16 protein-coding genes and 1 pseudogene are annotated in these 20,916 nt (G+C 52.7%); 11 read left to right on the top strand and 6 right to left on the bottom strand.

Annotated features, from left to right (window positions below):
• The first annotated feature begins 1 nt into the window (after position 1).
• The 3 genes and pseudogenes from feoB to OGY08_RS11420 form a co-directional block, all read left to right on the top strand.
• Positions 2–2,320, top strand: a complete 2,319-nt coding sequence (gene feoB / locus OGY08_RS11430; protein ID WP_003827652.1) for a Fe(2+) transporter permease subunit FeoB — start codon at positions 2–4, stop codon at positions 2,318–2,320.
• 11 nt (positions 2,321–2,331) lie between these two features.
• Positions 2,332–2,568: a [Fe-S]-dependent transcriptional repressor FeoC gene (gene feoC, locus OGY08_RS11425; RefSeq protein WP_003023516.1), complete on the top strand. Its 237-nt coding sequence runs from the start codon at positions 2,332–2,334 to the stop codon at positions 2,566–2,568.
• Positions 2,569–2,801: 233 nt separating this feature from the next.
• Positions 2,802–3,305, top strand: a pseudogene (locus tag OGY08_RS11420) (Rpn family recombination-promoting nuclease/putative transposase); the annotation flags it as partial.
• Positions 3,306–3,349: 44 nt separating this feature from the next.
• Here the strand turns inward: OGY08_RS11420 and bioH are convergent.
• Complete coding sequence (gene bioH / locus OGY08_RS11415) at positions 3,350–4,120, bottom strand: pimeloyl-ACP methyl ester esterase BioH (protein ID WP_125362807.1); 771 nt, start codon at positions 4,118–4,120, stop codon at positions 3,350–3,352.
• 37 nt (positions 4,121–4,157) lie between these two features.
• Here bioH and gntX point away from each other — a divergent pair, with 37 nt between their 5' ends.
• The 3 genes from gntX (at position 4,158) to gntT (ending at position 7,161) form a co-directional block, all read left to right on the top strand.
• Positions 4,158–4,841 (top strand): DNA utilization protein GntX, encoded by a 684-nt coding sequence (gene gntX / locus OGY08_RS11410; RefSeq protein ID WP_125362806.1) that lies wholly within the window; start codon positions 4,158–4,160, stop codon positions 4,839–4,841.
• A 58-nt stretch (positions 4,842–4,899) separates the two neighbouring features.
• Positions 4,900–5,475, top strand: coding sequence for a Fe-S biogenesis protein NfuA (nfuA, locus tag OGY08_RS11405; RefSeq protein ID WP_003023509.1), 576 nt, complete (start codon positions 4,900–4,902; stop codon positions 5,473–5,475).
• A 369-nt stretch (positions 5,476–5,844) separates the two neighbouring features.
• Positions 5,845–7,161 (top strand): gluconate transporter, encoded by a 1,317-nt coding sequence (gene gntT / locus OGY08_RS11400; protein WP_003023507.1) that lies wholly within the window; start codon positions 5,845–5,847, stop codon positions 7,159–7,161.
• 87 nt (positions 7,162–7,248) lie between these two features.
• On the opposite strand, the gene malQ is transcribed toward gntT, so the two are convergent.
• Complete coding sequence (malQ, locus tag OGY08_RS11395) at positions 7,249–9,336, bottom strand: 4-alpha-glucanotransferase (RefSeq protein WP_032945226.1); 2,088 nt, start codon at positions 9,334–9,336, stop codon at positions 7,249–7,251.
• Between the two features lie 9 nt (positions 9,337–9,345).
• Entirely contained in the window at positions 9,346–11,739 is a 2,394-nt protein-coding gene (gene malP / locus OGY08_RS11390; RefSeq protein ID WP_286565886.1) for a maltodextrin phosphorylase, read from the bottom strand.
• A gap of 393 nt (positions 11,740–12,132) precedes the next feature.
• Between malP and OGY08_RS11385 the strand changes: the two genes are divergently transcribed.
• The 4 genes from OGY08_RS11385 to malT all read left to right on the top strand — a co-directional run bounded on the left by OGY08_RS11385 (position 12,133) and on the right by malT (position 17,050).
• A complete protein-coding gene (locus tag OGY08_RS11385) occupies positions 12,133–12,612 on the top strand; it encodes an Hcp family type VI secretion system effector (RefSeq protein ID WP_103014726.1) in 480 nt (159 codons plus the stop codon).
• Positions 12,613–12,641: 29 nt separating this feature from the next.
• Complete coding sequence (locus OGY08_RS11380; RefSeq protein ID WP_125362804.1) at positions 12,642–13,508, top strand: hypothetical protein; 867 nt, start codon at positions 12,642–12,644, stop codon at positions 13,506–13,508.
• Positions 13,474–13,950, top strand: coding sequence for a DUF1240 domain-containing protein (locus tag OGY08_RS11375; protein ID WP_125362803.1), 477 nt, complete (start codon positions 13,474–13,476; stop codon positions 13,948–13,950). The genes OGY08_RS11380 and OGY08_RS11375 overlap by 35 nt, the downstream gene beginning before the upstream one ends.
• Positions 13,951–14,344: 394 nt before the next feature.
• The gene (malT, locus tag OGY08_RS11370) at positions 14,345–17,050 is read left to right on the top strand and encodes an HTH-type transcriptional regulator MalT (protein ID WP_008786340.1); all 2,706 of its coding nucleotides are present in this window, start codon (positions 14,345–14,347) and stop codon (positions 17,048–17,050) included.
• Between the two features lie 41 nt (positions 17,051–17,091).
• Here the strand turns inward: malT and OGY08_RS11365 are convergent, their stop codons facing one another.
• The 3 genes from OGY08_RS11365 to glpE form a co-directional block, all read right to left on the bottom strand.
• Entirely contained in the window at positions 17,092–17,850 is a 759-nt protein-coding gene (locus tag OGY08_RS11365) for a DeoR/GlpR family transcriptional regulator (protein WP_003023499.1), read from the bottom strand.
• 45 nt (positions 17,851–17,895) lie between these two features.
• Entirely contained in the window at positions 17,896–18,729 is an 834-nt protein-coding gene (gene glpG, locus OGY08_RS11360) for a rhomboid family intramembrane serine protease GlpG (protein ID WP_032945236.1), read from the bottom strand.
• A 75-nt stretch (positions 18,730–18,804) separates the two neighbouring features.
• Positions 18,805–19,131 (bottom strand): thiosulfate sulfurtransferase GlpE, encoded by a 327-nt coding sequence (glpE, locus tag OGY08_RS11355; RefSeq protein WP_003827629.1) that lies wholly within the window; start codon positions 19,129–19,131, stop codon positions 18,805–18,807.
• 198 nt (positions 19,132–19,329) lie between these two features.
• Here glpE and glpD point away from each other — a divergent pair, with 198 nt between their 5' ends.
• A complete protein-coding gene (gene glpD, locus OGY08_RS11350) occupies positions 19,330–20,838 on the top strand; it encodes a glycerol-3-phosphate dehydrogenase (RefSeq protein ID WP_008786343.1) in 1,509 nt (502 codons plus the stop codon).
• Positions 20,839–20,916 lie beyond the last annotated feature (78 nt).

Here is a 20,916-nt window from a genome sequence, read left to right as displayed (position 1 = left end):
AATGAAAAAACTAACCATTGGTTTAATTGGTAATCCTAATTCCGGCAAGACAACTTTATTCAACCAGCTCACCGGCGCGCGCCAGCGTGTAGGCAACTGGGCTGGCGTTACCGTTGAGCGTAAAGAAGGCCATTTCGCCACGACGGACCACCAGGTCACGCTGGTCGATTTACCCGGCACCTATTCTCTGACGACAATCTCATCGCAAACCTCTCTCGATGAGCAGATTGCCTGCCACTATATTTTAAGCGGCGACGCGGATCTCTTGATCAACGTGGTCGATGCTTCAAACCTTGAACGCAACCTCTACCTGACGTTGCAACTGCTTGAGCTGGGTATTCCCTGTATCGTCGCACTGAACATGCTGGATATTGCTGAGAAACAGCAAATCCGTATCGATATCGACGCCCTCTCCGCTCGTCTTGGCTGTCCGGTGGTTCCACTGGTATCCACCCGCGCCCGCGGCATTGAAGCACTGAAGCTGGCGATCGATCGCTACAAAGAAAACGACACCGTTGAGCTGGTCCATTATGCCCAGCCGCTGCTGCAAGAAGCTGATTCCCTCGCCGACGCAATGGCCAAAGATATGCCGCTTAAACAGCGCCGCTGGCTGGGCCTACAGATGCTCGAAGGCGATATCTACAGCCGTGCTTACGCCGGTGATGCAGCACAAAACCTTGATGCCGCTGTTGCTCGCCTGAGCGAGACAATGGACGACCCGGCGCTACATATTGCCGATGCACGTTACCAGTGCATTGCCGCTATCTGCGATACCGTCAGTAATACCCTGACGGCAGAGCCGAGCCGTTTCACCACCGCGGTAGATAAAATTATCCTCAACCGCTTCCTCGGTCTGCCGATTTTCCTGTTCGTGATGTACCTGATGTTCCTGCTTGCCATCAACATTGGCGGCGCGCTGCAGCCGTTGTTTGATGTTGGCTCCGTGGCACTCTTTATCCATGGTATTCAGTGGATTGGCTATACGCTGCATTTCCCGGACTGGCTGACCATCTTCCTGGCCCAGGGCCTTGGCGGCGGGATTAACACCGTGCTGCCGCTGGTACCGCAAATCGGCATGATGTATCTGTTCCTCTCCTTCCTTGAAGACTCCGGCTACATGGCGCGCGCCGCATTTGTGATGGACCGTCTGATGCAGGCGCTGGGACTGCCGGGCAAATCGTTCGTCCCGCTGATCGTCGGCTTTGGCTGTAACGTACCGTCAGTGATGGGCGCACGTACGCTGGATGCCCCGCGTGAGCGTCTGATGACCATCATGATGGCGCCGTTTATGTCCTGTGGTGCACGTCTGGCGATTTTCGCCGTCTTTGCCGCCGCGTTCTTTGGTCAGAACGGCGCGCTGGCGGTCTTCTCGCTGTACGTACTGGGTATCGTCATGGCGGTGTTGACCGGCCTGATGCTCAAACACACCATCATGCGTGGCGAAGCAACGCCGTTCGTGATGGAGCTGCCGGTATATCACGTACCGCACATTAAGAGTCTGATCATTCAAACCTGGCAACGTCTGAAAGGCTTCGTTCTGCGTGCAGGTAAAGTCATCATCATCGTCAGCATTTTCCTCAGTGCCTTTAACAGCTTCTCACTGAGCGGAAAAATCGTCGACAACATCAACGACTCTGCTCTGGCTTCAGTTAGCCGCGTCATTACCCCTGTCTTCAAACCGATTGGTGTTCACGAAGATAACTGGCAGGCAACCGTAGGTCTGTTCACCGGCGCGATGGCGAAAGAAGTGGTTGTCGGTACGCTGAACACGCTCTATACCGCAGAAAACATTCAGGAAGAAGAGTTCAACCCGGCAGATTTCCACCTCGGTGACGAGCTGCTCGGCGCGGTAGATGAAACCTGGCAAAGCCTGAAAGACACTTTCAGCCTGAGCGTGCTGGCTAACCCTATCGAAGCCAGCAAGGGTGACGGTGAAATGGCTACCGGTGCAATGGGCGTGATGGGCGAGAAATTTGGCAGCGCCGCCGCCGCGTACAGCTATCTGATCTTTGTTCTGCTGTATGTACCGTGCATTTCAGTGATGGGTGCTATCGCCCGTGAATCCAGCCGTGGCTGGATGAGCTTCTCGATTCTGTGGGGCCTGAATATCGCCTACTCTCTGTCGACGCTGTTTTATCAGACGGTCAGCTACAAAGAGCACCCGACCTACAGCCTGGTGTGCATTTTAGCTGTCATCCTGTTTAACATCGTGTTGCTGGGCCTGCTGCGTCGAGCTCGCAGCCGCGTGGACCTCGCACTGCTGGCAACCAACAGAACGGCGAGTTCCTGCTGTTCCAGCACGACTGGCGATTGCCACTAAGGTTATCGACAATGGCATCGCTTATTCAGGTTCGTGATTTACTGGCTTTGCGGGGGCGCATGGAGGCGACACAAATTAGCCACACGCTGCATACCCCGCAGCCCATGATTGACGCCATGCTGAATCAGTTAGAAAAGATGGGCAAAGCGGTGCGGATTCAGGAAGATGCCGACGGGTGTCTTTCCGGAAGCTGCAAAAGTTGCCCGGAAGGTAAAGCCTGCCTGCGCGAGTGGTGGGCTTTACGCTAATCAGATGCTCTTTGCCGGATGGCGCTACGCTTATCCGGCCTACAAATGATGCAAACGTCCAGGCCGGATAACGCGTTTACGCTGATATCCGGCTTTTTTGCGTAATGGATTCCACACAGATTTCATTATTTCAGCAAAAAAGATCTATCCTCCAGCCAGCCACGCATCGTTATTAATTCGTGGATGATTACTGGTAACCTGGGAAGTAGAGTCTCGTCATCTTTTTTCTCAGGTATAGCACCGCGTTTCCACTGATCGATATCACTGTTGTGCCCGATGACGAGATTATGCAGCATCGCCGGATGGCGCTGTTGGAGCTCATCCAAAAGCATATTCGTAAACGCGATTTGATGGGGCTGGTAGAAAAACTGGCCATCCTGCTTGTTAAAGGACACGCTACTGACAACCAGTTGAAAGCCTTGTTTAATTATTTAATGCAGGCTGGTAACACCACACACTTTGGCGAGTTTCTTCATGAAGTCGCCGAACGTTTACCCCAACATAAGGACAAGTTGATGACTATCGCCGAAAGATTACGACAGGAAGGGCACCTAAATGGTCTTCAGGAAGGCCATAGGAAAGGGTTGCAAGAAGGGTTACAAACGGATCTGCAACAAGGCAAACGAGAGGAAGCATTACGTATTGCATCAACTATGCTGGCTGATGGTATAGACCCACTAACCATCTTCAGAATTACTGGCCTGACCGCTGAGGATCTGGCTACGCGCAGCCATTAATCTTAGGCCCGGCGAGCATGGCACCACCGGGCAACACATCAAATTTATAGTTTCTGTTTTAACGCCACAAGCGCTGCACAGAATTCGGCGGGATGCGAGATAAACGGCGCATGCGCCGCTTTGGCAAACACCAAAGACTCGCTCTGCGGCCACAGTGCATCCAGAATCGGGACGACTTTGCGCGGCACCAGCCCGTCAAGATAGCCGTACAACCGCAGGAAAGGCATTTCCACCGCGCACAGCGGTTCGCGCAGATCGACCGTTTTCAGGATCTCAAGTCCACCATTGAGCACCTCGACGTCCGGCATGGGTAAAGCCAGCACCGTTTTCTTTAGCGCTCGCGCATCCTGACGCGCGGTTTCTGTGCCCATCGTTTGCAATGCCAGAAAACGCTCCACCGTACGCTGGAAATCTTCGCTCAGCTGCTGCTGGAAACCTGCCAGCACCTCTGGCTTGATTCCCGGCCACTCATCCCGCGCGCTAAAGCAAGGGGAAGACGCGACGGTCACCAGCGCCTGAACACGCTCAGGATGCGTTAACGCCACCTGACTCGCGACCAGCCCGCCCAGACTCCAGCCGAGCCAGATAGCTTTCTCCGGTGCCTGTTTCAATACCCGCTCAGCCATCTCTTCCAGTGACATTGCACCGAAACCCTGGCTACGACCAAATCCCGGTAAGTCGACAAGATGCAGCGTAAAATGCGAGCTCAGTTCCTCGCTTATGCAATGCCACACTTGCGCATTCAGTCCCCATCCGTGCAGCAGCACAAGATGGCAATTTCCCGAACCCTGGGTCTGCCACCAGATGTCATTCATCAGTTATTGTTCTCTTTTAGCCTGAAAGGATGCATCTATGCTAACAGTACCGGGATTGTGCTGGCTATGCCGAATGCCCCTGACGTTAGGGCATTGGGGGATCTGCTCAGTCTGTACGCGGGCAACGCGTCAACACCCCAGCCTGTGCCCTCAATGTGGACTCCCTGCCGCTCATACCGTCATTCCCTGTGGGCGCTGCCTGCAAAAACCGCCGCCGTGGCAGAGACTGGTTACCGTCAGCGGCTATGTTCCGCCGTTGAGCGGGCTTATCCACCAGCTCAAGTTTTCACGACGCAGCGAAACAGCCTCAGCTCTTTCACGTTTGCTATTGCTGGAGGTACTACAGGCCCGGCGCGCCAGCGGCCTTCTTCTACCGGACAGGCTGGTCAGCGTCCCGCTCTGGCAACGCCGACACTGGCGCAGAGGGTTTAATCAGAGCGATTTACTGTGCCGTCCGCTGGCACGCTGGCTGGGTTGCGACTGGGACAGCCGGACCATCTCGCGGGTTCGGGCAACCGCCACACAGCACCATCTCAGCGCCCGATTACGTAAACGTAACCTGAAAAATGCCTTTCGCCTTGAATTGCCGGTGCAGGGACTCCATATGGTTATTGTGGATGATGTCGTCACTACCGGAAGTACCGTCGCGGAAATCGCGCAGCTGCTTTTACGCAACGGCGCGGCGACTGTCCAGGTATGGTGCCTGTGTCGAACCTTGTAGAGCCTCGATGATGGGCGTATTATAACCAAGTAAAATAGTCAACTATTAGGCCATTACTATGATCCATATTTCCGATGCTGCACAAGCGCACTTTGCCAAACTGCTGGCAAATCAGGAAGAAGGGACACAAATCCGCGTATTTGTGATTAATCCCGGCACGCCTAACGCTGAATGCGGCGTTTCTTATTGTCCGCCGGACGCCGTGGAAGCAACCGACACCGCCATTAAATTTGACCTGCTGACCGCATATGTTGATGAACTGAGCGCACCGTATCTGGAAGATGCAGAAATCGATTTCGTTACCGACCAGTTAGGCTCCCAGCTGACCCTGAAAGCACCAAACGCCAAAATGCGTAAAGTTGCCGATGATGCGCCGCTGATGGAACGCGTGGAGTACATGCTGCAATCGCAGATCAACCCACAGCTGGCTGGCCACGGTGGTCGTGTCTCTCTGATGGAAATCACCGATGAAGGCTACGCCATTCTGCAGTTTGGCGGCGGCTGTAACGGCTGTTCAATGGTAGATGTAACGCTGAAAGAAGGTATCGAGAAGCAGCTGCTGGCTGAATTCCCTGAACTGAAAGGCGTTCGCGATTTAACCGAACACCAGCGCGGCGAGCACTCTTACTACTAACGCCCGAACCTGTAGAGTATCCGTAGGCCCGATAAGACGCATCCGCGTCGCTATCGGGCATTGCTGCCGAATGGCAGCGTAACGGCCTACAACCCTGCATTTCTCTGCCTGTGCCCTGCAACAATCCCCCGCATAATTTGACCAGCTTCTCATATTTTAAATTTTGCCTGTCCAGGTGATTTTCAAGCGCAGCATGTTACCCGTATCATTCGTATCAGCACCTAACACACACATAATAGCCAGTTAAACTGATTAGTTTTGAAGGCAACCAGCATTGGTGCTGAGAATACTCTGTTCCCGGTCGGGACAATCGGAATTTGTCATCTAAACACTGACGTTACCCATAACAAAGTAAAGGCCAGGTAAATCATGCCATTAGTCATCGTTGCTATCGGTGTAATCTTGTTACTCCTCCTGATGATCCGTTTCAAAATGAACGGCTTCATCGCTCTCGTCCTGGTGGCGCTTGCTGTCGGATTGATGCAAGGGATGCCACTGGATAAAGTCATCGGTTCGATTAAAGCCGGCGTCGGCGGAACCCTTGGCAGCCTCGCCCTGATTATGGGTTTTGGCGCCATGCTGGGCAAAATGCTGGCGGACTGCGGCGGCGCACAGCGCATCGCAACCACGCTGATTGCTAAATTCGGCAAAAAACACATTCAGTGGGCGGTGGTATTAACCGGATTTACCGTCGGTTTTGCCCTGTTCTACGAAGTCGGCTTCGTGCTGATGCTGCCGCTGGTATTCACCATTGCTGCCGCTGCTAACATCCCGCTGCTGTACGTTGGTGTGCCGATGGCGGCTGCGCTGTCCGTTACTCACGGCTTCCTGCCACCGCACCCGGGTCCAACCGCTATTGCCACCATTTTCCACGCAGATATGGGTAAAACCCTGTTGTTTGGTACGATTCTGGCAATCCCGACCGTTATTCTCGCCGGTCCGGTATACGCGCGTTTCCTGAAAGGCATCGATAAGCCAATCCCGGAAGGTCTGTACAGCGCAAAAACCTTCACTGAAGAAGAGATGCCAGGCTTTGGCGTCAGCGTCTGGACCTCTCTGGTCCCGGTTATCCTGATGGCAATGCGCGCCGTGGCGGAGATGATTCTGCCGAAAGGTCATGCTTTCCTGACGGTTGCAGAATTCCTCGGTGACCCGGTCATGGCAACGCTGATTGCGGTGCTGATTGCGATGTTCACTTTTGGTCTGAACCGCGGACGTTCGATGGATCAGATTAACGACACGCTGGTGTCCTCAATCAAAATCATCGCGATGATGCTGTTGATCATCGGTGGTGGCGGTGCCTTCAAACAGGTTCTGGTTGATAGCGGCGTGGACAAATACATCGCTTCAATGATGCACGGCTCTAACGTTTCTCCGCTGCTGATGGCATGGTCTATCGCTGCAGTACTGCGTATCGCACTGGGTTCCGCAACCGTTGCAGCGATTACTGCAGGTGGGATTGTGGCACCGCTGATTGCAACGACCGGCGTAAGCCCTGAGCTGATGGTTATTGCGGTTGGTTCCGGTTCCGTCATCTTCTCCCACGTGAACGATCCTGGGTTCTGGCTGTTCAAGGAGTACTTCAACCTGACCATCGGTGAAACCATCAAGTCATGGTCAATGTTGGAAACCATTATCTCCGTCTGCGGTCTGGTAGGGTGTCTGCTGCTGGGTATGGTGGTCTGATAAAACTGAGCCTGATGGCGCTACGCTTATCAGGCCTACGTGCTACGAGCCATCACCATAAGAAAGCCGGGGAAATCCCCGGCTTTCTTACTTCTTCTTCGCGGCCGCTTTTCGCCGCTTATCCAAATCCTTAATCAGCTTATTCACGCCCTCATCGGCAAACATCTGCTCCAGCGTGGCGGTGAGCTTACGCCGCCAGTTTTTGTACTGGTCGCTGGTCCCCGGAATGTTGACCGGCTCAGCCATATCCAGCCAGTCTTCCGGTTGCAGGCCCAGTAGCGCACTGTTGCTGTCAGCGATGTAGCGTTGCATGCCGCGATTCAGAATCGGCGTCATCGACATCAGGGACGCCTTGTGACCGGCACGTTTTGGCAGGCAGCCGTATTTGTGCAGCGCGTCCAGCAGCCCCTGTTTCGCCAGTTCCCGGTCCTGATACAACCCGCGCAGCACGACTTCATCCGGATACAGGCCCAGTGCTTTACCCAGCGTCAGATCGCCGCTATCCCAATAACCTTTAAGCGTAGGAAGGTCATGCGTCGCCGCGACTGCCATTGATTGTTCCGGGTACGCTTTCGGCGCACGGAAGTTTTTCTCATGGTCATTCTCAAAATAAAGCACTTTGTAGGAGTAGACGCCACTGTCACGCAGCTTGCTGACGATCTCCACCGGCACGGTACCCAGATCTTCACCAATCACCATGCAGTGGTGACGTTTACTCTCCAGCGCCAGAATTGACAGCAGATCGTCGACCGGATAATGCACGTAGGCACCGTGATCGGCTGTTTCACCGTAAGGGATCCACCACAGACGCAGCATCGACATGACATGGTCGATACGCAACGCGCCGCAGTTCTGCATATTGGCGCGCAGCAGTTCGATAAACGGTTCGTAGGCGCGTGCCGTGATGATGTGCGGATCCATCGGCGGCAGTCCCCAGTTTTGCCCAAGCGGACCGAGAATATCCGGCGGCGCGCCAACTGAAGCTTTCAGGCAATACAACTCGCGGTCACACCAGGTTTCCGCCCCGCCTTCGGCCACGCCAACGGCCAGGTCGCGATACAGCCCTATCGGCATGGCAAAGCCCTGGCTGGTTTTCCAGCAGTCAGCAAACTGGGTATACGCCAGCCACTGTAACCACAGGTAGAAATCTACGTCATCACGATGTTCTTCGCAGAAGCGTTTTACCTCTGGCGAGTCCACTGACTGGAAAACTTCTGGCCACACCGGCCAGCCCCAGCGCAATGCGTCCTCTTTCACCTGATGCGCATGCAGCGCATCAAAGGCCGCCTGCCAGTAGAGGCTATCCCCTTCCTGAGCCACAAACTGGCGAAATGCCGCCATCTGCTCATCATCACGCGCAGAGAAGCTTTTCCACGCCATACGTAGCGCCGTCATCTTCAATGCGGTAACAGCAGAATAATCAACCCACTCGGCATCGCGGGCGCGTTGCAGAGCTTGCTGAGTCGCGGGTTTCTTCCACCACGCCTGCGCCTCTTTACTCAGACGGAAATCATCTACGGCGTTTACATCAACATAAATAACGTTCAACCAGCGACGTGACGACGGGCTGTACGGGCTGGCACTCTCCGGATTCGCCGGATACAGCGCGTGAATCGGATTAAGCCCGATAAACGCGCCGCCGCGTTGCGCCACATCCACCAGCATGGTGCGGAGATCGCCGAAGTCGCCAATCCCCCAGTTCTTTTCCGATCGCAAGGTGTAGAGCTGAACACATGCGCCCCACAGCTTCTGCCCGGCTAACAACGCCTGCGGTTCATAGCAGCGCTTTGGTGCCACGATGATACGACAATGGGAACGCAGCTCGCCCTGGGTCAGGGTCAACGTGTGATACCCCTCCGGCAGCTTCGCCGGAAGGTTAAAAGATTTACCGCCGACGGCATGCCCTTTGTGCTGCACGCCCTCTTCGGTGGTCAGCAGCCAGTTAAACTCTCCGCTTCCCTCAACCGCCAGCGGCATTTTCTTGCCAGCGGTATAGACCATGACATTCGGCACCGGGGTTACCGCCACCTGAGTGGCAGCGGTGGTGCGATGCATGGCGTCAAGCAAACGCCGTTTGGTTTCGGCGCCAATAGACTGCGGTTTACCGTGGGCATTAATGTAATTGGGGCTGATCCCCGCCGCCAGCGCGGCATTATCCAGACGTTTGCTTTCCATCGCGATTCCTTAACGTTTCGCCTGCCAGATACGAGCCTGATAATCGCGGATGGAGCGATCCGAGCTGAACATGCCGCAACGCGCGGTATTCAGAATCGCCGCCCGGGTCCAGGCGTCCTGGTCACGATACAACACGTCAACCTGCTTCTGAGCTTCAACGTAGGCCGCGAAGTCCGCCATCACCAGATACGGATCGCCGCCCTGCTTGCCGATACTGTGCAGCATCTGGTCAAAGGCATGCTTGTCGCCATCACTGTATTTCCCGCTTTCCAGCTCTTTCAGGACAGCATCCAGCACTTTGTCTTTTTTACGCCATTTCACCGGGTCGTAGCCTTTGGCTTTGAGCGCCTTCACCTCTTCCACGGTATGACCAAAGATAAAGATATTCTCGTCACCCACCTTCTCGGCGATTTCGACGTTTGCGCCATCCAGCGTACCTACGGTTAACGCACCGTTCAGCGCCAGCTTCATGTTACCGGTGCCGGAAGCCTCTTTCCCTGCGGTTGAAATCTGCTCAGAGATATCCGCCGCCGGGATCAGCATTTCCGCCGCCGAGACACAATAATCCGGCAGGAATACGACCTTCAGCTTGTCGCCGACTGTCGGGTCGTTATTGATGGTTTGTGCAACCTTGTTGATGGCGAAGATGATATTTTTCGCCAGGTAGTAACCCGGCGCGGCTTTTGCGCCAAACAGGAATACACGCGGCACGCGATCGGCCTGCGGGTTCTCACGAATTTCTTTGTACAACGCCAGAATATGCAGCAGATTGAGGTGCTGGCGCTTGTACTCATGAAGACGTTTAATCTGAATATCAAAGATAGCGTTAGTCGTTATTTCAATATCGGTGCGCGCTTTAATAAACTTCACCAGACGCTCTTTGTTCGCCAGCTTGATGTCACGATACTGCTGACGGAACTTCGCATCGTCCGCGTATTTTTCCAGGTTAATCAGCTGGTCGAGGTCGTTAGCCCACTCTTTTTTCAGCGATTTATCCAGCAGTGCGGCAAGCGCCGGGTTGCATTGCTTAATCCAGCGACGCGGAGTAATCCCGTTAGTGACGTTATGGAATTTGTTCGGCCAGAGCTGGTGATATTCCGGGAACAGATCTTTCACCACCAGCTCGGAGTGCAGCGCCGCCACGCCGTTGACCGCAAAACCGCTGACCACGCACATGTTGGCCATACGCACCTGTTTATTGTGCACCACTGCCAGCTTCGCCCAGACTTCAGCATCACCCGGCCAGGTTTTATCAACCAACGTCTTAAAGCGGTCGTTAATTTCTTTGATGATTTGCATGTGGCGCGGCAGGAGTGCTTTCACCAGTTTCTCATCCCAGCACTCTAACGCTTCCGGCATCAGGGTGTGGTTGGTGTAAGCGAAGGTCTTGCTGGTAATCGCCCACGCATCGTCCCAGCTCATCTGGTGCTCATCAATCAGCACGCGCAGCAGTTCAGGGATCGCGATAGTCGGGTGAGTATCGTTAAGTTGAATGACTTCGTAATCAGCCAGTTCGTGCAGCTTACGCCCTGCCAGATGATGGCGGCGCAGAATGTCGGCTACGGAGCAGGCGCACTGGAAGTACTGCTGCATCAGGCGCAGCTTTTTACCCGCGGTGTGGTTATCGTTCGGGTACAGCACTTTCGTCAGTTTTTCAGCGTCGATGCCCTGCTGCTCTGCGCGCAGGAAATCGCCGTCATTAAATTTGGTCAGGTTAAACGGGTGCGCATGGCTGGCCTGCCACAGACGCAGCGGTTGCGCTACGCCGTTACGGTAACCAAGAACCGGCAGATCCCAGGCCTGGCCGGTGATAGTAAACCCTGGCTCCCAGTGCCCTTCTTTGGTGACCTTGCCGCCAATCCCAACCTGCACATCCAGCGCCTCGTTGTGACGGAACCACGGGTAGCTGCCGCGATGCCAGTCATCCGGGGCTTCCATCTGTTGGCCATCGGCAAACGACTGACGGAACAGGCCGTACTGGTAGTTGAGGCCATAGCCCGTCGCCGACTGGCCGACTGTCGCCATCGAATCAAGGAAGCAGGCCGCCAGGCGTCCCAATCCACCGTTACCCAACGCCGGATCGATCTCTTCTTCCAGCAGATCAGTCAGGTTGACGTCATGCACTTTCAGCTCATCGCTCACCGCCTGATACCAGCCGAGGTTGAGTAAATTGTTGCCGGTCAGGCGACCAATCAAAAACTCCATCGAGATGTAGTTAACGTGACGCTGATTTTTTGCCGGTTTCGCCGCAGGCTGGGCGCTGAGTAACTCAGCCAACGCCCCACTCACTGCCTGCCACCACTGGCGCGACGTCATTTCTTGAGCCGACAGTAAACCGAAGCGCTGCCACTGACGCGTCAGGGCAGCCTGAAATTGATCTTTGTTGAAAGTAGGCTGTGACATAGGGGTTCCAGATCCTTAGGTAATAAAACAACGTTATCGCTAGTTTGCCTGGCTCGTTGTTGACATTCCTCATCCTGGCACGGATTAGGGAGGGAGGAGGAGCGGGGATGAGCATAAAAGTGTGATCGCCGCCACTTTATTATTACCAACTACGCCAATAAATCGACTGACTTCGCAGTGCACTGTACCTGAGACGCCTCGCCTGATTTGACAAGAATCAGCATAATACCTTGCAAGACGAGATGACAAATTAATAATTATAACTTTTACAACAATTACTACAGCCGCTATTTTTAAAATAACAAGACGGTTGAAATCAAAATAATTCAAGAGCACACTAAGATAAATCTTCGACATAAAAATAAATCAAACAAATACTATCCAAGGATATATATGGCAAACTTATCTTGGATTACTCTGAAAGGTGAATTACAGGGTAATATTTCCGAAAACTGCGGCTCCAGGTACTCTATAGGAAATAAATCTCAGACAAACCATCTCAACCAAATTATGATTTATGGACTTGAGCATGAAACAACGCGTCAGCAGAACGTTAATCACCACGAACTCCAGATTATCAAACCTGTTGATCGTTCGTCCCCTTTGCTGAACAAAGCGATCAACGATAACGAAACGCTGGAGTGCGAAATATTCCTCTATCGAACCACACCAACAGGAATGCAAGAAGTCTATTATAAAATTAAATTATTCAAAGCACATATATCAAACATTAAATTAATAGTCCCTCACAATATCATTGAAAACGGAAACGAAGCACAAGAACGCGTTTCCTTTATTTATGAATCGATTAGTTGGGAACACTGCATGGCAAGTACCAGCGCTTATAGTTTGTGGAGTGAACGAACTTTCTGACGCCAGACATCTCTTGATAAGGAAAAATCATGCGTAAACGTAACTCCATGTTAAATGGCAACTCACTCAGGTTTCGGGACGAACGACCGCAGGCAAGAGATTTTAATAGCTGGCATACCATGAACCCTGTGCAGCGCGATATTGCCTTTATGGATGGCTCATTTATCACGCAAAGTCATCACATCCTTCTGCTCACTCTCGAAGAAGCACAGCAGGTGACGGACGATTTAATCGGCGGAGTGGATAAATTTTTTTCCTACCGCGCAGCACCCGGCAACTTCAAAGATGGCCTGGATGGCTTCCGCAGTCTCTCTAAGCTTACTACCTATTACAATTCCGCACAGGAGTTGGTCTTTAATTTCAGTGCAATCCGCATTAAAGCTATTGAATACAAAATCGGCGGTAAAACCTATATCAAAATTACCGGGTATCCCGCCCTGCGCCGGATTCTTAACGGAACCCGCTACGGAGCAAGCCATCCACAGATGCTGGAAATGGCATTGGGTAAACGTGGGCTTTATAACAATATCCGAAATGGTGTCAAATACTGCATCTACTTCTCACTTGCCTGGCGGGCAATTGAACTGATTTTTAAGTCTGATTATGATCTGGTGGATTTTTTGGTAGATATCTCAATGGATGCTGCAAAGGCGGTGGTGTCGGGGGTAGTGATTGGGGTCATTGCTGGAGGGCTTGCTCTCGCCAGTTCACCCATCATTGTAACTACTTTTTTTATAATAGCCTTAGGGTTATACCTTAATAATAGGTTAAATCATATTGAGGATGATATTGGACTATCTGTAGAATCAAAAACAAGAATCCGTGAATATTTCCGTAAAATGGAAAGAAGAGGTTCTGATTATGGATTCAATTCTCAATATTTTTACTCGTTCTAGAAAAGATGACATGAAAAAAATACACTTACGAATCTGGGCTCTTTTTGTGATTATTTTTTTAACCGCTGTCATTTACAGTTTGTTATTTGGAAGGACGATGACTGAATTTTTATCATTAATAAAAATGGGCGATATTATCTCTTATGATAAGACATGCGCACTGATAGGTTCAGTACCACTAATAAGTTATACAATGATTGCTGTCGTCAGAATTTTACTGAGTAAAGATGCACAGTACCGTTCACTTCCCAATCCTTATGAAAGTTTGGTACTCACTGCCATCACTTTTTCCTTTATTATTGGCGTTATTGCTAACTGTTTCGTTCCTTTTTTATTGTTTGGATTATCATACACATCCTGCCCCCAGAAGAAGCTTCATGATTTCTACGTTACAGATATCGAACTGTGTAAAACTATCGTAGATAAACGTGGCTTGTGGTAACGGATTCATCATACTTTTATTAATTTAAGGAATTGAATCGTTATTTTCAAAGAAAATGAGTATAGAACTCTGCAAAATCTATAGTCACCAATGATTTACATTAAAAATTATCACCAACAGTAACAATTAAGATAATTCTATAACAGCAAATCATGCTTCGTCAGAAGGGGTTCAATCGCCGCCCTTGGTCAAACACTTCAACAGCCGCGCATCCTGACACCGGTTTCAGTAGGTGTCTATCATCTTAAGAATTTGTGACATAGCGCAAAATAAGACAGTCCAATCCCGGACATAACTTGCAATAAATCTTAATCTGGCCGACCTTATATCTATTAATTACGAAGCGCAAAAAAAATCATTCTTCCCTATTTTCACACAGTGAAGTGACTAACTTATGTTGATTCCGTCTAAATTAAGTCGTCCGGTTCGACTCGACCATACGGTGGTTCGTGAGCGCCTGTTGGCTAAACTTTCCGGCGCGAACAATTTCAGGCTTGCCCTGATAACAAGTCCTGCTGGCTATGGAAAAACGACGCTGGTTTCACAATGGGCGGCAGGGAAAAATGATTTAGGCTGGTATTCTCTGGATGAGGGCGATAATCAGCAAGAGCGCTTTGCCAGTTATCTGATCGCCGCTATCCAACAGGCAACCGGTGGACACTGCACCACCAGCGAAGCGATGGTGCAAAAACGTCAGTACGCCAGCCTGACGTCACTGTTTGCCCAGCTATTTATCGAACTGGCCGAGTGGCACCGCCCGCTCTACCTGGTAGTAGATGATTATCATCTGATCTCTAATCCGGCCATTCACGAAGCGATGCGTTTCTTCCTGCGTCATCAGCCTGAGAACCTCACGCTGGTCGTGCTGTCACGTAACCTGCCGCAATTGGGCATTGCTAACCTGCGGGTACGCGACCAGCTGCTGGAGATAGGCAGCCAACAGTTAGCCTTTAACCATCAGGAAGCCAAACAATTTTTCGACCGACGTTTGTCCTCCCCCATCGAAGCAGCTGAAAGCAGCCGGATGTGCGATGACGTTGCTGGCTGGGCCACGGCATTACAACTGATCGCCCTTTCCGCCCGCCAGAACAATAACTCCGCTCACCAGTCGGCACGTCGCCTCGCCGGGATCAACGCCAGCCATCTGTCCGATTATCTGGTTGATGAAGTGCTGGACAGCGTTGACCTCGGCACCCGTCACTTCCTGCTAAAAAGCGCCATTCTGCGTTCCATGAACGATGCGCTAATCGTCCGCGTTACCGGGGAAGAAAACGGCCAGATGCGGCTGGAAGAAATTGAGCGCCAGGGGTTATTCCTACAGCGAATGGATGACGTTGGCGAGTGGTTCAGCTATCACCCGCTGTTTGGCAGCTTTTTACGCCAGCGCTGCCAATGGGAGCTGGCGAACGAACTGCCCGAAATACACCGCGCCGCAGCTGAAAGCTGGATGGCGCAAGGCTTCCCCAGCGAAGCTATCCACCACGCGCTGGCGGCCGGCGACGCCCATATGCTGCGCGATATCCTGCTTAATCATGCGTGGGGACTGTTTAACCATAGCGAGCTGACGTTACTGGAAGAGTCGCTGAAAGCCCTGCCGTGGGAAAGCCTGCTGGAAAATCCGCGTCTGGTTCTGCTCCAGGCCTGGCTGATGCAAAGCCAGCACCGCTACGGAGAGGTTAACACTCTGCTGGCGCGTGCTGAGCAGGAAATAAAAGGCGACATGGAGCCGACACTGCACGCCGAATTCAACGCCCTGCGGGCGCAGGTAGCGATTAACGACGGAAACCCTGACGAAGCCGAGCGTCTGGCGAAACTGGCGCTGGATGAGTTACCCATCGCCTGGTTCTATAGCCGTATCGTCGCCACCTCGGTGCACGGCGAAGTCCTGCACTGTAAGGGCGATCTCACGCGCTCTCTGGCGTTGATGCAGCAAACCGAGCAAATGGCCCGCCATCATGACGTCTGGCATTACGCACTGTGGAGTCTTATCCAGCAAAGCGAAATTTTGTTTGCCCAGGGCTTTTTACAGGCCGCCTGGGAAACTCAGGAAAAAGCGTTCCAGCTGATCAAAGAACAGCACCTGGAACAGCTGCCGATGCACGAATTCCTGGTACGTATTCGCGCGCAGCTACTGTGGGCATGGGCGCGTCTGGACGAATCAGAAGCCTCTGCCCGTAGCGGTATTGAACTGCTTTCCACCTTCCAGCCGCAGCAACAGCTACAGTGTCTGGCGCTGCTGGTTCAGTGTTCACTGGCACGGGGCGATCTCGATAACGCTCGCAGCCTGCTCAACCGTCTGGAAAACCTGTTGGGCAACGGTCACTATCACAGCGACTGGATCTCCAACGCCGATAAGGTGCGGGTGATTTACTGGCAAATGGTGGGCGACAAAAACTCGGCCGCCAACTGGCTGCGCCACACGCCGAAACCAGAATTCGCCAATAACCACTTCCTGCAAAGCCAGTGGCGCAACATCGCTCGTGCACAAATCCTGCTCGGAGAGTTTGAACCGGCTGAGATTGTGCTGGAAGAGTTGAATGAAAATGCGCGCAACCTGCGCCTGATGAGCGATCTGAACCGCAACCTGTTGCTGCTTAATCAGCTCTACTGGCAGGCAGGGCGCAAAAATGACGCCCAGCGTGTGTTACTCGACGCCCTACAGCTGGCGAACCGTACCGGGTTTATCAGCCACTTTGTTATCGAAGGCGAGGCCATGGCGCAACAACTGCGTCAGCTGATTCAGCTCAATACCTTACCGGAACTCGATCAGCACCGCGCCCAGCGCATTTTGCGTGAGATTAACCAGCATCACCGCCATAAATTTGCCCACTTCGATGAAGGGTTCGTTGAGCGTCTGCTTACTCACCCGGAAGTGCCGGAACTTATCCGCACCAGCCCGCTGACCCAGCGCGAATGGCAGGTTCTGGGACTGATTTATTCAGGCTACAGCAACGAGCAGATCGCCGGTGAGCTGGCCGTCGCGGCAACGACCATCAAGACGCACATCCGCAATTTGTACCAAAAGCTCGGCGTCGCACATCGCCAGGATGCGGTGCAACATGCGCAGAAGCTGCTGAAGATGATGGGGTACGGCGTTTAGTTAATGCCTGATACGCAACGCTTATCAGGCCTGGAATTACCTTAGCACAGCTCTAACTGGATATGATGGTCAGCAATCACCTGCATCACACCAGCAGGCGGCAGCGTATCGGTATACACCGCATCCACCATGCTGATACTGCCCATATTCACCATCGCGTTACGCCCAAACTTCGAGTGGTCCACCACCAGCATCACATGCCGTGAATTCTCAATGATCGCGCGTTTGGTACGAACTTCGTGATAATCAAACTCCAGCAGAGAACCATCGCTGTCGATGCCGCTGATCCCTAAGATGCCGAAGTCCAGACGGAACTGGGAAATAAAGTCGAGGGTCGCTTCGCCCATAATACCGCCATCGCGGCTACGCAGTTCACCACCGGCGAGGATTATGCGGAAATCCTCTTTCGCCATCAGCGTGTTCGCCACATTGAGGTTGTTGGTCACAATGCGTAAATTGCTGTGATTAAGCAGCGCGTGAGCCACCGCTTCCGGCGTGGTTCCGATATCAATAAACAGCGTAGAGCCGTTCGGGATCTGCGTGGCAACTTTGCGGGCAATGCGCTCTTTTTCCGCCGTCTGCGTCGCTTTACGGTCATGCCACGGGGTGTTGACCGAGCTGGATGGCAGCGCCGCGCCGCCGTGATGGCGCAAAATCATGTTCTGATCGGCCAGATCGTTAAGATCGCGGCGAATCGTCTGCGGGCTGACGGAGAAATGCTCCACCAGCTCTTCAGTACTGACGTATCCCTGTTTTTTTACCAGCTCGATGATCGCGTCATGTCGTTGTGTTTGCTTCATTAGTGTTCCCTGAAATTTTGCCGGATGCGCTAACGCTTATCCGGCCTACAAAGTTCGTTTCCGCACATTCATCGTATCGGCAAACGCCATTGCCAGACCCACGGCCAATCCGGCGATATGAGCACCATTCGCCATCGACATGCCGAATAGATCAAACCAGCCGGCAACAATCCAGATCAAAGCAAAGATAATCAAACCACGCTGCAGGAAAATACCGCTTTGCGGATCGCGCTCGCCACGCAACCACACGTAGCCCATCAGCGCATATACCACGCCAGACAGTCCACCAAACCACGGGCCGCTAAATTTCTGCTGAACATAGCCGCTCAACAGGGCGCTGATCACGGTAATAACAATCAGTTTTCCACTGCCCAGACGCTTTTCAACCGCACCGCCGAGATACCACCACCACAACAGGTTGAACAGAATATGCATCAGCGAGAAGTGCATAAAAGCGTGGGTGAAATAACGCCAGAATTCAAATTTCAGCGAAGGGTCAAACGGCCATGCCAGCCAAAGCATCACCGCCTGGTCGCCCAGCACGTTCATCGCGATAAACACCAGCACACACGCGGCCATTACCAACCAGGTTACCGGGCCTGCGCGTTCGCGCAATGTGGCCAGGAACGGATAACGCTGGTAGTGCAGACCGCTGTCGGTCTGACCCGACTGCCAGCTTGCCGCTAGGTAGCGCGGATCGCCCGGATTCTCCAGAAATCGCGCCAGTTCAGCATGCACGCGCTCGGCCTGGGACTCATCCGCCAGCCAGACATCCGTTTGCTGATGTTGTTGAATCGTCAGGATAACGCCCTGTGTCGCCATATAATCAACAAATGCCTGCGCCACGCGGGGGTTAGCAAAAGAGGTAATCATCAACATGGTTGCTGTCGCTTATTCCACACAAAAGAGGACAGTATATATATCCTGCCCGTTTCAGGCTGCATCTTTGTTAGCTTACGAACCGTATGCCACTTCTGCCGGAAAATGTCGATGCCAGGCGTCGAAGCCGCCGTCAACGCTGTAAACCGCGTCATAGCCCTGCTGAAGAAGATATTGCGCCGCGCCTTTACTGCTGTTGCCGTGATAACACATCACCAACACAGCGGTGTCGAAATCATGCTCGCGCATAAATGACCCCAGCGTGTCGTTCGTCAGATGAAACGCCTGCGGGGCATGACCCATGGCATAGCTTTGCGGATCACGGATATCCACTAACACCGCGCTCCCCTGATGCAGCTTTTGATGCGCTTCTTCGACATTAATACATTCAAACTGATCCATTGCTCTCTCTTCTTTATATGGCAGGTGATGCTTTTCGGACATGTTACTGCTTAGTGTACGTCCCGACGGCAGTTAAACGCCATAATGTTATATGTATCACTGTAAATTGTTTATCCGATGTTACCAATGGCGCAATTCTTTGCTATTATGCTCGATAACGAACATTAATGAGCTATAACGAAAGTGCGAGAGGCCAGCATGGAAACCAAAGATCTGATTGTGATAGGTGGAGGCATCAACGGTGCCGGTATCGCGGCAGATGCCGCTGGACGCGGTTTATCCGTGCTGATGCTGGAAGCGCAGGATTTAGCCTGCGCCACCTCTTCCGCTAGCTCCAAACTCATCCACGGTGGCCTGCGCTACCTGGAACACTACGAATTTCGTCTGGTAAGCGAAGCGCTGGCCGAACGTGAAGTGCTGTTGAAAATGGCACCGCATATCGCCTTCCCGATGCGCTTTCGTCTGCCCCACCGCCCGCACCTGCGTCCGGCGTGGATGATCCGCATTGGTTTGTTTATGTACGATCATCTGGGCAAACGCACCAGTTTGCCAAGTTCTACCGGTTTGCGTTTTGGCGCAGATTCCGTAATGAAACCTGAGATTGTGCGCGGTTTCGAATATTCTGACTGCTGGGTAGACGATGCGCGACTGGTTTTGGCAAACGCCCAAATGGTTGTACGTAAAGGAGGAGAAGTATTAACCCGCACTCGCGCCACTTCTGCTCGCCGTGAAAACGGTTTGTGGATTGTTGAAGCTGAAGATATCGATACCGGCAAAAAATACACCTGGCAGGCGCGTGGCCTGGTCAACGCCACCGGTCCGTGGGTAAAAGAGTTCTTCGACGATGGTATGCACCTGCCATCACCGTACGGCATTCGCCTGATTAAAGGCAGCCACATCGTAGTGCCGCGCGTACATACCCAGAAGCAAGCTTATATTCTGCAAAACGAAGATAAGCGTATTGTGTTTGTTATCCCATGGATGGACGAATTCTCGATCATCGGTACGACAGACGTTGAATACAAAGGCGATCCGAAAGCAGTGAAAATTGATGAAAGCGAAATCAATTACCTGCTGAAGGTCTACAACGCGCACTTTAAGAAGCAACTGGGCCGTGATGATATCGTCTGGACTTACTCAGGCGTACGTCCGCTGTGCGATGACGAGTCTGACTCACCGCAGGCGATCACCCGTGATTACACGCTGGATATCCACGACGAAAACGGCAAAGCGCCGTTGCTGTCGGTCTTTGGCGGTAAGCTGACCACCTATCGTAAGCTTGCTGAGCACGCGATGGAAAAACTGGCATCGTACTATCAGGGAATTGGTCCGGCATGGACGAAAGAGTGCATTCTGCCTGGCGGTGACATTGGCGGCGATCGCGAAGATTACGCGGCCAAACTGCGCCGCCGCTACCCGTTCCTGACCGAGTCGCTGGCACGCCATTATTCTCGCACCTACGGCAGCAACACCGAATGGGTTATCGGCGAAGCCACCTCGCTTGCCGAGTTAGGTGAAGACTTTGGCCATGAGTTTTATGAGGCCGAACTGAAATATCTGGTCGATCATGAATGGGTTCGTCGTGCGGAAGATGCGTTGTGGCGTCGCACGAAAGAAGGTATGTGGCTGAACGCTGAGCAGCAGTCGCGTATGACCCAGTGGCTGGCGGAGTACATTGAAAAACACCAGCTGTCGCTGGCGTCCTGATAAAAATGCCGGATGCGGCTAGCGCCTTATCCGGCCTACAAGAGTGCATAAACGTAGGCCGGGCAAGCGAAGCGCCCC

Origin of the sequence: Citrobacter sp. Cpo069 (genome assembly GCF_030332785.1) — a bacterium.
Taxonomy (GTDB): Bacteria; Pseudomonadota; Gammaproteobacteria; order Enterobacterales; family Enterobacteriaceae; genus Citrobacter; species Citrobacter portucalensis.
Note: the sequence above shows the minus strand (reverse complement) of the source record. Positions and strands in the feature narration are given on the sequence as shown.